Below are 13509 nucleotides of genomic sequence, written 5' to 3'. Positions count from 1 at the left end.
AAAGTTAATTCTATGTGTAAATGACCAACCCATCAACCAGCATGGCTCCGGCTGTGGCTCAAGATGGCAGTGGCAGAGCGTCATTGAGTGGCTGAACAGAAAGGCGGTAAGGCTGAGTTTTTTAATAAACAGTCGAGGGGTGAAGGCAGTATTGAATACAGAGTGCTACGCTTTGCATGTAGCTTAGTGATCAGTGTTTTTTGAAAATGTTTACTGAGGAGCGGTCATTGATCTCTAAATTAAGTTTATTACTTGAGACGCCTAATCAAGGCGGGTGATCAGTAAGCCTTTGATTTTTGTTGTCAGCAGCGGTGATTGCAGTAATAACAGTCGCGTTGCATGTAAGAAAAAAACGGAATTTGTTTACGGGAAAAGAATATTCTATTAACATGTTAACTAAATAAAAGGACATGCAGACCAAGCAGTCTAAAATTGAGTTGCTGCACTGGAAATTTAAGGTGTCTTAATTTTGATGGAGTTCGTTGCGCTGGTGGTACTAGCCATAGGGCGCATTGACCTCGCTGTCTTGGAATGAGATAAGGGATACGCAAAGCCGTTCTGATACAATCTATATATCGATATTTTATAGTAATGTATCACTTTGTCGGTTATGCTTTTGTTCAGCTTCAATCAGTTAGATTGAAGCGGATAGATAATAATAAAAGGGCCTAGCCCTATGAGTTCTCTATAACAATAAAATGGCGTACATAGAGTATGCGAGAGAAAGCCAGGAGATAAACGAATGACAAATATGAACCTCTTTAAGACGGCAGCGGCAGTAAGCCTGGGTTTGACCCTTTCAGCGAGTGCGATGGCTGAAACGACCTTGCGTGTTGCTAGCTGGTTGCCACCGACTCATCCTCAGAATGCTATTGTTTGGCCTACCTGGTCTAAATGGGTAGAAGATGCGACTGACGGTCGCGTTAAAGTTGAGATTGAATATGGTATGGGACATCCTAAAACGATGTTCGAACTCGTTGAAGATGGCGTTGTTGATGTGTCTTGGAGCTACCACGGTTATGTACCCGGTCGCTTTAAGCTGACGCAAGCTGTTGAGCAGCCTCTATTGGGCGCCAGTGCAGAAGCGGCGTCCGTTGCACACTGGCGTGTACATCAGAAATACTTCGCTAAAGCGAATGAGCATGAAGGCCTTGAAGTGATTGGTCTGTTTACCCATGGCCCAGGTCAGATCCATTTATCACAACCTATTACTTCACTATCTGAATTGGAAGGTAAGAAAATTCGCTTAGGTGGTGGTGTTCAGGGTGAAATTGGTGAGCGTCTTGGTGTTACCGCCGTCGGCGCACCCGCTCCTAAAGTGTATGAAATGATGCAGCAAGGCGTTATTGATGGTGTATTCATCCCAATGGGTGAGCAGAAATCATTGCGTTTAAAAGAAGTGGCTAGAAACATGATTGTCTTACCAGGCGGCATGTATATGGGTAGCTTTGGTATCTTTATGAACCCTGACTTCTTGGCTGATCTGGATCCGAAAGATCGCGAAGCGATTCTAAGTGTCTCTGGTGAAAAACTGTCTGCAATGGCAGGCCGTGCATGGGACCAAGGCGATGTTGATGGCCTTAAGGCTGCTCAAGAAGCCGGCGTGAACATCACCATGGTTAAGAAGGGCGATGCCTTGGATAATGAGTTCGTTGCGCTAACTAAGGGCATGGATGAAGCTTTCTATGAATCTGTCGCCGATCGTGGCATTGATGCAAAAGCAGCACTGACTGAATTGCGTCAAATTGCCCGTAGCTATAAGTAAGGAGCGCGTTATGACCTTTAGTGCCTGGCTTACAGCGCACTACGAGGAAAAGGGGTCAGTCGCTTGGCTGGCCTTTTTTCTAGAGTTGATTGCTGCCGTAACACTGTTTTTATTGATGCTGTTAACCTGTGCCGATGTTTTTGGCCGTTACTTTCTAGGTAATTCGGTTGATGGCACCACAGAGTTAACTGAGATGGCGATTGCCATCATGGTGTTTGCCGAAATGCCTGTGATCACTTGGCGTGGTGGTCATGTGGTTGTTGATATTCTCGACCGTATGATGGGTAATACCCTGATTAAGGTGTTGGGTCTAGTCGCGGCTTTCTTGATGTCGACATCTTTGTATTTTCTGGCAGTCAGAATTTTCGAGTTAGCAGAGCGCTCATTGCGTCGTTCTGAAGTGACTGAATTTCTGCAGTTTCCAGTAGGCTATGTGGTCGAATATATCGCTATTATGAGCTGGATAACAGCCGGCCTGATGATCAGCTACGGTGTGTACCGTTTGTTGTTCCTGTCCCGTGACTGATCCTGGTTACTCCACTATAAATACGCTGATAACGTTACAGGTGTGTTCAGAATGATTACTGCATTAACTGGCTTTGCAATATTGCTGCTGATTATCGTGGTCATCCGGGTACCGATTGCTTTTGCAATGGGGCTGGTAGGCTTTTTTGGCTTTGCATATATGCAAGGTCTTGGTTTTGACAACTTTATGGAATTTCGCTGGAATGGCGCTTTATCAATGGCCGCCAAGCGAGTAATAGATACATCACAGGAATACGGTTTATCGGTTATTCCTCTGTTTATATTGATGGGCAATCTGGTGACCAAGTCCGGGCTGTCCCATGAGCTGTATCGCGCATCTTATGCCTTTTTAGGTCACCGTAAGGGTGGTCTATCCATGGCGACTGTGGTGGCTTGTGGTGGATTCTCCGCGATCTGCGGTTCGAGTCTGGCAACCTCTGCAACGATGGCTAAGGTAGCGATGCCGCCAATGCGCAAGTATGGCTATGCCGATTCCCTCGCGACTGCCTCTATTGCGGCGGGTGGTACACTGGGTATTTTGATTCCGCCTTCCGTTATTCTGGTTATCTACGGTTTGTTAACTGAAACCAGTATTCGAGAGCTTTTTGCTGCCGGCTTTATCCCGGGTTTTCTCGGCATTCTGCTGTATCTTGCAGCGGTGCGTTATGTGGTATGGCGTACACCTGAAGCGGGTCCTTGTGGCGATAAAATGGAATGGCCAGAGCGTTTACAGGCACTCAACGGTGTTTGGGGTGTACTGATCTTATTCTCCGTGGTGATGGGGGGGATCTATCTAGGTATCTTCACACCGACTGAAGCGGCAGGTATTGGTGCTGGTGGTGCGTTTTTGATCGCACTCTATCGTCGTTCGCTGAGTTTGGGCAGCCTGTTTGATATTCTGACGGATACCGCGCGAACATCAGCGATGCTTTTCTCAGTATTGATTGGTGCGCTGATCTTCTCAAACTTCATCAACCGTGCCGGACTGCCAGCCGATCTGTTAGAGATGGTTAACAGTATGGACGTGGCTCCGATGGTGGTCATTCTCGTGATCTTGGCGATCTACATTGTGCTGGGTATGGTGTTTGAAAGCCTGTCGATGTTGCTGCTCACGGTGCCTATCTTCTTCCCATTGGTGCAAAGCTTAGGTTTCGACCTAGTATGGTTTGGTATCGTGGTCGTGGTGGTGACTGAGATCAGTCTGATAACACCACCTGTGGGGATGAATGTCTTTGTATTAAGTGCCGTATTGAAAGATGTTAAAGCGAGCACTATCTTCAAAGGGGTTACTCCATTCTGGTGTGCTGATATTATTCGTCTAGCATTGATTACACTGTTTTCATCGATTTCACTGTTCCTGCCGGAGCTGCTGTATCGTTAATCGGTTGTTTATTATCTAAGGCCCCCTCGGGGCCTTTTTTGTCTGAGGGTTTTACCTATGCTGCCTGATGTAAAAAAGATTCTTTACGCTTCTGATATTGATAAGGGGTCTCGTCCTGCGTTTCGAGCAGCGATCAGCCTTTGTGGACATTATCATTCAGAGATTACCTACCTGCATGTGATTGAGCCTTTAAGCGCGTCGGCTCAGAGCATTGTCGAAACCATGATCAATGAAGCCTCTCTCAAAGAGTTGCATGACGAGAGCTTGCAAAATCTAAAGGTTAAAATTCAGCAGCGTATCGAGCGTTTCTGTGATGCTGAACTCGAAGAGAGTGAAGTGCTGAAAGAAGGCTCCTTAACCTCCCGTGTAGAAGAGGGAACGCCTTGGAAAACGATCCTGCGTGTTGCTGATGAGATTGATGCGGATGTGATTGTGATGGGTACCCGGACTCATTCTGCAATGGGTCAGTTTTTAATGGGGTCTACGGCCAACAAAGTGATGCATAACTCTAAGCGTCCTATATTGATCGTACCGTTATAAGCGCTTTGCGTTTACTTGGTTGTATAGTCTAAAAGCGGCCAGCAGTGGCCGTTTTTTTGTTTTCACGCGCCTGATTATTCACTTTATGGCACGAATATCACTTCTTTTGTTGAGCCTTAAGGGAAGCCCTGATAGCGTAAGGCTTGATCGTTATAATGGAGACGTTGGCTAATGGATGTGTTATCAGCAATGGGCGTATTTGTCCGTGTGGTTGATCTGAAAAGCTTTTCACTGGCGGCGGCTGAGCTGGGGATTTCTAGCTCTTCTGTCAGTAAGCAGATAGCTCATTTAGAACAGCATGTCGGTGCGCGATTGTTACAGCGCACCACCCGGCGTCTTAATGTTACGGAGGTCGGTGCGGCCTATCATGAAAAGTGTCAGTTGATTCTTGCCGAGGTAAGTGAGGCTGAAAATCTAGTGTCACAACTGCAGGGTAAGCCCCGTGGTGTGCTGAAGATCAACTGTAATATGACCTTTGGTCAGTTGCTGCTAGCCAAAGCTATTCCTGAGTTTATGAAGCTTTATCCGGATATACAGTTTGAAGTGGCCCTTGATGATGGTGATGTTGAATTGCTGCGAGAGGGGTTCGATCTTGCATTACGCATCACTAACCCCAAACTGCCTGATTCCAGCTTGATTGCTCGTGAAATTGCTTCGATTCCGTTGTTTCTCTGCGCCAGTCCGGGCTATCTGGCTGAGCATGGCCATCCACAAACACCGGAAGATTTGAAACAGCATAATTGCTTGGTGTTTATGTTAGCCACTAATACCAATATGTGGACACTGACGGATGCCAGCGGCAGTCAGGTGGTGCAGGTAAGTGGTGATCTGAAAGCGAATAACAGCCTACTGGTGTTGCAATCGGTGTTGGCCGATCGCGGGGTGGCTAATCTCGCCTCCTTTGTTATTGAGCGTTATGTTGCTGAGGGTAAAGTCGAGCTGTTATTGCCCGATTATCAGGCTGAACGGTTGAGTCTCTATGCGGTGTACCCTGAACGTCAATATATGGCTCCCAAGGTGAGCCTGTTTATTGAGTTCTTTCAGCAATGGTTAGGGGATAATCTACAGCAGGCGTTTTCATCCTAATGCTGAGAGTAACGGTGATCTCGTTACTCGCGGTTTTATTGCCGGTATTGCCCGGTGATCTATTAATATGTCTATCTAGGTGTTAATTCAATGATTTTGTATGACTACTTTCGCTCATCAGCGGCCTACCGTGTGCGTATTGCGCTGAATTTGAAGGCGCTAGACTATCAGCAGGTGCCGGTGAGTTTAGTGGATGGTGAACAGCGTTCTGCTGAGCATTTAGCGCGTAATCCGCAGGGATTTGTCCCCGCCTTGCTCGATGGCGAGTTGCTGTTAACCCAGTCACTGGCGATTTGTGAATACCTCGATGAGCGCTATCCGCAAGTAACACCTTTGCTACCCACATCAGTAGGGGATCGCGCTAAGGTTCGCGCGATGGCGATGCTGGTCGCCTGTGATATTCATCCGGTGAATAATCTGCGGGTGCTTAAGTACTTAGCGGCAGAATTGGACGTTAATGACATGCAGAAAAATCAGTGGTATCAACACTGGATCTATCAAGGATTTGATGCCCTAGAAGAGATATTGGCTCAGAACGCTGGGGAGTTTAGTTTTGCGGATCAGTTGAGCTTGGCTGATGTGTTTCTCGTCCCACAGGTCTATAACGCCCACCGCTTTAACTGTGATATGAGCCGTTATCCCAATATTAACCGGGTGAATGATAACTGTATCAAGTTGAAAGCCTTTGCCGATGCGCATCCAGATCAGCATGCGCCTAGTTAATATCAACGAGCTAGTCGGGGTGTTGCTAACGTTGGCTAAGGAATGACCGCTTGGCAGGCCGATGTTTTGGCTTGCTGATGCGGTCTAACGTGGTTTTTTAATCGATATCATTCAGCGCTTGCATCGCCTCTTTACTCCACTCTAGCGCATTTCGATAACAGCTTTCATACAGGTTAGAATCGAAGTTGGTGGGTAGTAGATCCCAGTCACCGGCTTCATAATTACCGACATACATCAGTGTTTCACCCATCTCACCTTCGTTCAGCAGGATCGCATTTTTAATCTCCTCGCTCAGTGGTACCTCTTGGAGCATCGATTCGCGATCAATATCCAGCAATAGATGGATGTTAGACATCATGCCGGTCATGAAATAGCTGCCGGGATTGCTCCGCTTAGTCGCCAAAGCAATCTCTTCACACATGCGTCCGCGTACCAGCAGGCCGCGGCATAACTCTTCAGGTTTGCCGCTTTGGTTGTTGAGCGCGATGAGAGTAGCCCACTTTCTAATCTGCGCCATGCCGAGCATCACAATGGCTTCGGTCAGTGATTCGACTTTACGTACCAGTGAATAAGCAGCGGAATTAATGATGCGCAGTAGTTTGTAAGTAAGTACCGGGTCACGAATAATCAGTCCTTCGAGACGCTCCGGTGTGGTATTGGGGTTTTGTAGTTCCTGTACCAGTTCAAATAGGGCGGCATGGTTAGGCTCAACCTTTTTACCCTTTATTAACTTCGGCTTGCTGAGAAAGTGGCCTTGGAAGAGTTTAAAACCGAGTTTATTACACTCTTCTAGCATCTCGACGGTCTGAATTTTTTCAGCCAGCAGGGTCACTTTAAAAGGGGATAACAGACGGACCTGTTCGGCAATCTGTTCAAAGCTCATATCTTTTACATCGAGTTTGACGATTTGGGCCATTTTAAACAAGGGTTCGTACTCGGCTTTGTAGGTAAAATGGTCCAGCGCAATCCGATAGCCTGCTTTGACTAAACGATAAATCGCCACGATGACACTGCGATCGACTTGCACATCTTGGTGGATTTCAAGCACCACATTCTTGCGCGGCAGGTCGGGGATATTATCAGAGAGTAATAATGTCCGGCTTAAATTGATGAATGCCGGCACGCGTTTCAGCTCGCCTTGATCGGAAATACTGGTATAGGAGTTTAGCAGAACTTCGCTGGAAGCCCCGGAATCACTGAACAGGGTGCTGCCGGACTGTTGCGTGTCTTGATACAACAGTTGATAGGCAATAACCCGCTGGCTGCGATCAAATATCGGCTGCCGTGCCATCAGAATTTGCCCGCCTGATGAAGTGTCCATGGGTGTCTCATTCCATATTAAGCTGTGTTGTATTTAAGCATATATACAGCCGAGTGAAATGTCAGCCGCTTAACTCACCAATACAGGTAGCGCGATATTCTGATATTGGGCGAAAGAAGTCGCTGTTTTCTATGCGACAGGTATAATGTTGCTCCCTGATTTAGCAGACTGAGATTATGAGTACGATTAACTGGTTTCCTGGCCACATGCATAAGGCCCGTAAAGAGATCGCCAAGGTGATGGATGAGATTGATGTGGTTATCGAAGTACTCGATGCCCGTTTGCCTGTGTCCAGCGAAAATCCGATGGTGTCTCAGTTGCGCAAGGGGACGCCAGTCATTAAATTGCTCAACAAAAGTGATCTAGCAGACCCGCAGCGCACCCAAGAGTGGGCCGACTATTACAATAGTTTGCCGGACACTCAAGCGCTGATTATTGATTATCAACAAAAGAAGCTGATCAGCACCATTCCGGATATGTGCAGTAAGCTAGTGCCGGCGCGGAGCAATAACAACCGTCAGGTACGGGCGATGATCATGGGGATTCCCAATGTGGGTAAATCGACCATGATCAATGCTTTACTCGGTAAGCGTATCGCGAAAGTGGGTAATGAGCCGGCGGTGACCAAAGGGCAAACGCGGTTTACTCTTAAAAACGGTATGGCGTTATCCGATACGCCGGGAATGCTTTGGCCTAAGATCGAAGATATTGATTCCGGCTATCGCTTGGCGGCCAGTGGTGCCATTAAGAATACCGCCATTGAATATGAAGATATTGCGCTCTATGCCGCAGAGTTCTTACGTAAGGATTATCCTGAGCTACTGATGAGCCGTTATAAGCTTAAGGCGCTGCCAGAACGTGGTGATCTCGTACTGGAAGCCATTGGCCGCAAGCGGGGCGGTTTAAGGCCCGGCGGTGTTATTGATATCCATAAAGCTTCAGAGATATTGTTGAATGAGCTGCGCGGTGGGCAAGTAGGGCAGATTACCTATGAAACCGTCGCTGAGTGGCTGGAGAAATGGGAACAACAGAAGCTTGAGGCCGAACGTCTTGAGCTTGAACGCATAGAACAGGAACGGTTAGACGCAGAGTCACAGAGTGATCGCTCGGCTCACCGCCATAAAAGGTAATTGAAATGTCACGTATAAAGAAAAAGCGCACCTCACCCAAGCCTATCTTTCTGGATATCCCTCGCCGGAGTGAAAAACTGGCCGATCCTGATAGCTATGAGAGCCGTAAGCGCCGTAATCTAGAACAGAAAAAGAAACATAAATCTGTGTATGAAAAAGCTCGCGAAGCGGAACAGGCGGAAGAATCTAGTCAGTCTCAGAGAAATACGCCTCTGGCCGATAAAATTCGCCGACTGAAACGTGCGGAAGAAGCCCGTAAAGCGAACGTGCAAGCGAATAGCGAGGCAGAATAATAACCGTGCTTATTTGATCTCCTGACGAGTCTCATCTACGTTTATGGGTAGCGCCGATAAACGGTAGGCGAATCATGGAGATCAAATATGACTCAGGCGGAAGTTCATCGAGCAGGCGACGGGCCAGCTAAAGTCGATTTACAACAGGGCGAAACCTATTATTGGTGCGCCTGCGGTCGTTCAGCGGCCCAACCCTTCTGTGATGGTTCTCATCAAGGTACAGGCTTAGCGCCGGTGGTTTTTGTTGCCAGTAAAACTGAAACGGTATTTCTGTGTACCTGTAAACAAACCCTCAACCCACCACGGTGTGATGGTAGCCATAAGTCGTGAGAATAAGCGCCGGTAGCGCTCGCTAGAGTCGATCTGACTAGGTACAATGTTTCTCTTTTTTTAGCAGGAAATATGTCCCTTGCAACAGGTTGATGTGGTGATCGTGGGTGCCGGTGCGTCCGGTTTAATGTGTGCGGCCACGGCGGGCTATCGCGGCCGGTCGGTGCTAGTGTTGGAACATACCGCAAAAATTGGGCGCAAAATCCTGATGTCTGGTGGTGGACGCTGTAACTTCGCCAATATCCATAACTCCCCCGCGAATTTCATTTCACAAAACCCGCACTTCTGTAAATCAGCGTTAAGTCGTTACTCAGCGCAGGATTTCATCGATCTCGTTGATCGTCATGGTGTTGAATATCACGAGAAAACACTCGGTCAGTTGTTCTGTAATGACTCCAGTAAAGAGATATTACGGGTTTTAATGACCGAATGTGAATGGGCGGGGGTTGAGATTAAAACCAATACTGAAGTGCATCAGCTCAAACAAACCCCAAGCGGTTTTCAGCTGCAAACCAGTCATGGCAATATCAGTGCAACTTCGGTGGTTATCGCTACCGGAGGTTTGTCGATTCCCAATGGTGGTGCCACCAGCTTCGCCTATGACATCGCCACCGAGTATAGTTTGGCCCTGTTACCCCGTAGCGCGTCATTGGTGCCGTTCACCCTGCAACCGAAAGATAAAGAGGTGTTAAGCGAGCTGTCGGGTGTCTCTCATCAAGTGAGAGCGAGTATTGGCTCCACCAGTTTTGTTGAAATGATGCTGTTTACCCATCGTGGCTTAAGTGGCCCAGCGATCTTGCAGATATCCAACTATTGGCAGCCGGGAGAGGAGGTGGAGATCGATCTATTCCCCGGATTTGATCTACTGGCATGGTTGAAAGAACAGCGAGACAGTCGCCCCAAAGCCGATATCACCACCCTCATGGCACAACAGATGAGCAAGCGGATGGCACAAATCCTCTGCGGAAAGTTTGAGCTAACCGGTGCGCTGGGCAATCTGTCCAATAAACAGTTAGAAGCGATCAATACGGCCTTCTGTCATTGGCGCATCAAACCCTCCGGCACCGAAGGCTATCGCACCGCCGAAGTCACCTTGGGTGGTATCGACACCGATGAGATCAACCAGAAAACCATGCAGGCGAAAAAGGTAGAGGGACTCTATTTTATCGGTGAATGCCTCGATGTTACTGGCCATCTGGGAGGGCACAATTTCAATTGGGCCTGGGCTTCCGGTTTTGCGGCGGGACAGGCGGTCTAGTGTTGTATAAAGAGTGTCAGGGTATTTAAAGTTTAAACAGGGGGTGTTTGTCTAAAATTCCCAAAGGGTAATAATGATACGCTCATAACTCTTAAGAAAAATTTACAGCAAGCACATAAAGGTGATCTTGAAGGAAATTTCAGAAAAGTACGGCTTCAGGCTGATCTTTTACAAATATACTTCCTGTTGCGTGATATGTGGTATTTAGAACCTAAACATAGTTTTTCATGGCCTGAAAAGAATGATTTAATTGCCTTGGCGCTTTTCAAAGATATTTATGACGATCCACAGGGTCTTGGGAAACTAGAATGCTTGGCTGTTGTTGTTTTGAAGGTATAACTAGTTATAGTAGCATCACTTCGTCGCTGGACGTGCTAACGTGCGCAGTTAGTTGAGGTCTTAAGTGTTTTTAGGGAGAAAGGTGTGAGTCAGTATCATATTGCGCAACTCAACATCGCCAAGCTTTTGGCGCCGGTTGATTCTCCGCAGCTTTCAGATTTTGTTGCGAATCTGAACAGGATCAACGCGTTGGCAGAGGAGTCTCCAGGGTTTGTTTGGAGGCTGCAAACCGAAGAGGGTGATGCCACCGGTATTGATTACTTCGGTTCTGATCAAATTGTGAATCTTTCTCTCTGGGATTCGGTCGAGGATTTACATAATTACGTTTACCGGACTGCCCACGTCGAGATCATGCGCCGCAAGAAAGAGTGGTTTAGCAGAATGGGCGAAGCCTATATGGTGCTTTGGTGGGTGCCAGCCGGTCACATACCGTCAGTCGAAGAGGCCGCGCAAAAACTGAACACTTTGCGAAAACAGGGCCCAACCGCCGACGCTTTCTTGTTCAAAAAAGCCTTCTCGGCGCCCAGTGAATTCGCTAGTGGGCTAACCGATACTCTGGATGGTGAATTTCCAGCCACTTAACCTCTCAATCAAGCTCGTCAATTTAAGTTCGTTCCAATCTACGACTGCCACCGGACGCTCCGGTTGGGACGGTGCTTATCATCAGTGTTATGTTGCCTAGGATATTTCGCTTAAGGTTTGGCGCTGATATTAGCCTATTGTGGCTGCTCGCAGTGTCATGTGAAGAGTTGCTATCATGCTGTTACTGTAAATCAATGTGTCATGTTTAGCTCAACATGAGGCTGTTTTGTCTGTAGTCAGTATGATCGACGCTCCTATTTATACTTATGCGAGATAGCCTAGAGGCCCCGTAATACGGATGTTTCATGTTGTCTAATTTTTTAAATGCCCTTATTACATTAAGGCTGGTTTATCTGTTTTCATGTTGCTTAGCGGAGTGTGAATGAGACGTAATGATTAACGCATAGCCGTGTTAGCCATGCGTTAATTGAGTCCTTGATTAAGCCGCTTTCTTTACCAGTAGCCTAATAATTTCCACCACAGGCCGCCGACGATTCCCCAGACGGCTAGATTGACCACACTCATAATAAAGCCCATTAGCCACCAGTTTTCCATTGAGACATAACCTGAGCCAAATATAATTGGCGAGGTGCCGGTGGCGTAATGGGTGAGTGACATCATTAACGAAGATGCACCGGCGAGTAATAAGCCTAGATAGAGGGGTGGTGCACCGAGTGCTAACCCTGCGGCATAGAAGGCGGCAAACATCGCGGTAATGTGGGCAGTTGTGCTGGCAAAGAAATAGTGTGCGTAAAAATAAACAGCGACTAAGATGATTGCAGAGAGCGTCCAGTCAAGACCGAGTTGAGCTATATTAGTTTCGATCACGCCAGAAAACCAAGCGACTAGGCCTAGTTTATTAAGAAAAGTTGCCATCATCACCAGTGCCGAGAACCAGACAACGGTATCCCAAGCCGATTTCTCTGTAAGCACATCCTGCCAGCTTAAAACCCCGCTCACCAGCAAAATAGAAAGACCTAAAAATGCCACGGCGGTGGTATTAACTGCATAGGCATCACCAAAAATCATTGCAGGCACACTGGCCCACAAGAGTAATAGCAGGGCAAATACGCTGATCATGACTTTTTCACCGTAACTCATTGGTCCCATTTCGGTCAGCTTTGCTTTCGCATAAGTGCGGGCGTCGGGGGTACTTTTGATTTCGGGAGGGTAAATGGCATAGACGACTAACGGCACCAACGCAATACAAACTAGTCCCGGAAGGAGTGTTGCCAGCGCCCAAGTGCTCCATGTAATGCTGATATTGGCGCCGGTGGCATCGGCAATGAATTTGACGATTAAAGGGTTTGGTGCAGTAGCGGTAATGAACATTGCTGATGTTATTGGGTTGATATGATAGTTAACCAACGCAAGGTAGTGACCAATTTTGCGTGATGTACCGGCTTCAGGAGTGGAGCCAAAACTGGTCGCGATAGACTTCATTATGGGATGAATAATACCGCCACCCCGCGCTGTATTACTGGGAGTTACCGGTGCAATGACCAGCTCAGAAAGTGCCAACGCATAGCCAATACCAATGGTTTTTCGGCCGAATAGGGATATGAAGTAATAGCCAATACGATTGCCTAAGCCGGTTTTCGCTAAGCCGCGAGAGATAATAATAGCAATACCAATCAGCCAGATTAATGAGTTAGAAAAGCCACTCAGGGCATCTTTGATCGCCCCTGAAGGGCTGTCGTTGGTGACGCCTGTCAGTGCGACCGAGGTGATGGCTAAAATAGCGATAGCACCAATGGGCATTGCTTTACCAATGATGGCGACTACCGTACCGACGAACAGTGCCAATAGATGCCATGCGTTGGCTGATACCCCTTGTGGCGGAGCAATAGCAAACCAGAGGAAAAGGATGATGGCAATTGCGAACAGGCCAGGAACTACTTTGATCTCTGTGCCTTTCATAGCGGTCTCCTTAGTGATGAGAAAAATAGACGTTGGGCAAAGAAGGGCGGTGTTTGTTTCATATTAGTCTTAAGTGGCGATGGAAATCATATCAATAGCAATCAAACAGGTTCTTTTTGGGGTGCTGGTTGAATAATTCACCTCTGAGTAGAGGAAAATAAGCCTCATCGAAGCGGCGAAATAATGCCGTTGATAGGTTTAAAATACAAGGCTAAGCCAGGCTTAGATAAACAGTCCTGCCGGTCGTGTTATATTTTGGGTGTTTTTATGCTCAGGTTGTTCAGCACAGAGTGTTCAATTTAAAACGAAATTTGTA

The 13509-nt window shown here is 47.3% G+C and carries 13 protein-coding genes; 11 read left to right on the top strand and 2 right to left on the bottom strand.

What is annotated here, in order from left to right:
- Positions 1–751: 751 nt before the first annotated feature.
- The 6 genes from AC0L4K_RS10005 to maiA all read left to right on the top strand — a co-directional run bounded on the left by AC0L4K_RS10005 (position 752) and on the right by maiA (position 6020).
- The gene (locus AC0L4K_RS10005; RefSeq protein ID WP_417223385.1) at positions 752–1765 is read left to right on the top strand and encodes a TRAP transporter substrate-binding protein; all 1014 of its coding nucleotides are present in this window, start codon (positions 752–754) and stop codon (positions 1763–1765) included.
- Positions 1766–1775: 10 nt separating this feature from the next.
- Complete coding sequence (locus tag AC0L4K_RS10000) at positions 1776–2291, top strand: TRAP transporter small permease (RefSeq protein ID WP_417222851.1); 516 nt, start codon at positions 1776–1778, stop codon at positions 2289–2291.
- A gap of 51 nt (positions 2292–2342) precedes the next feature.
- Positions 2343–3671, top strand: coding sequence for a TRAP transporter large permease (locus AC0L4K_RS09995; RefSeq protein ID WP_417222853.1), 1329 nt, complete (start codon positions 2343–2345; stop codon positions 3669–3671).
- A gap of 57 nt (positions 3672–3728) precedes the next feature.
- A complete protein-coding gene (locus AC0L4K_RS09990; protein ID WP_417222855.1) occupies positions 3729–4211 on the top strand; it encodes a universal stress protein in 483 nt (160 codons plus the stop codon).
- Positions 4212–4382: 171 nt separating this feature from the next.
- The gene (locus AC0L4K_RS09985) at positions 4383–5297 is read left to right on the top strand and encodes a LysR family transcriptional regulator (RefSeq protein WP_473269148.1); all 915 of its coding nucleotides are present in this window, start codon (positions 4383–4385) and stop codon (positions 5295–5297) included.
- Between the two features lie 90 nt (positions 5298–5387).
- The gene (maiA, locus tag AC0L4K_RS09980; protein ID WP_417222860.1) at positions 5388–6020 is read left to right on the top strand and encodes a maleylacetoacetate isomerase; all 633 of its coding nucleotides are present in this window, start codon (positions 5388–5390) and stop codon (positions 6018–6020) included.
- Positions 6021–6117: 97 nt separating this feature from the next.
- Here the strand turns inward: maiA and AC0L4K_RS09975 are convergent, their stop codons facing one another.
- Positions 6118–7341 (bottom strand): EAL and HDOD domain-containing protein, encoded by a 1224-nt coding sequence (locus AC0L4K_RS09975; protein WP_417222863.1) that lies wholly within the window; start codon positions 7339–7341, stop codon positions 6118–6120.
- 176 nt (positions 7342–7517) lie between these two features.
- Between AC0L4K_RS09975 and ylqF the strand changes: the two genes are divergently transcribed.
- From ylqF to AC0L4K_RS09950, 5 genes are all read left to right on the top strand, one after another.
- On the top strand, positions 7518–8471 hold the full coding sequence (ylqF, locus tag AC0L4K_RS09970) for a ribosome biogenesis GTPase YlqF (RefSeq protein ID WP_473269146.1): 954 nt from the start codon (positions 7518–7520) through the stop codon (positions 8469–8471).
- Between the two features lie 5 nt (positions 8472–8476).
- On the top strand, positions 8477–8764 hold the full coding sequence (locus AC0L4K_RS09965) for a hypothetical protein (RefSeq protein ID WP_473269145.1): 288 nt from the start codon (positions 8477–8479) through the stop codon (positions 8762–8764).
- A gap of 87 nt (positions 8765–8851) precedes the next feature.
- Positions 8852–9094, top strand: coding sequence for a CDGSH iron-sulfur domain-containing protein (locus AC0L4K_RS09960; protein ID WP_473269144.1), 243 nt, complete (start codon positions 8852–8854; stop codon positions 9092–9094).
- Positions 9095–9173: 79 nt separating this feature from the next.
- Positions 9174–10352: a BaiN/RdsA family NAD(P)/FAD-dependent oxidoreductase gene (locus tag AC0L4K_RS09955; RefSeq protein ID WP_473269143.1), complete on the top strand. Its 1179-nt coding sequence runs from the start codon at positions 9174–9176 to the stop codon at positions 10350–10352.
- A gap of 423 nt (positions 10353–10775) precedes the next feature.
- Complete coding sequence (locus tag AC0L4K_RS09950) at positions 10776–11273, top strand: DUF3291 domain-containing protein (protein ID WP_417222876.1); 498 nt, start codon at positions 10776–10778, stop codon at positions 11271–11273.
- A gap of 453 nt (positions 11274–11726) precedes the next feature.
- On the opposite strand, the gene AC0L4K_RS09945 is transcribed toward AC0L4K_RS09950, so the two are convergent.
- A complete protein-coding gene (locus AC0L4K_RS09945) occupies positions 11727–13193 on the bottom strand; it encodes a DASS family sodium-coupled anion symporter (RefSeq protein WP_473269142.1) in 1467 nt (488 codons plus the stop codon).
- Positions 13194–13509: the final 316 nt, after the last annotated feature.

It is taken from the genome of Amphritea sp. GJ51-11, assembly GCF_055808735.1.
Note: the sequence above shows the minus strand (reverse complement) of the source record. Positions and strands in the feature narration are given on the sequence as shown.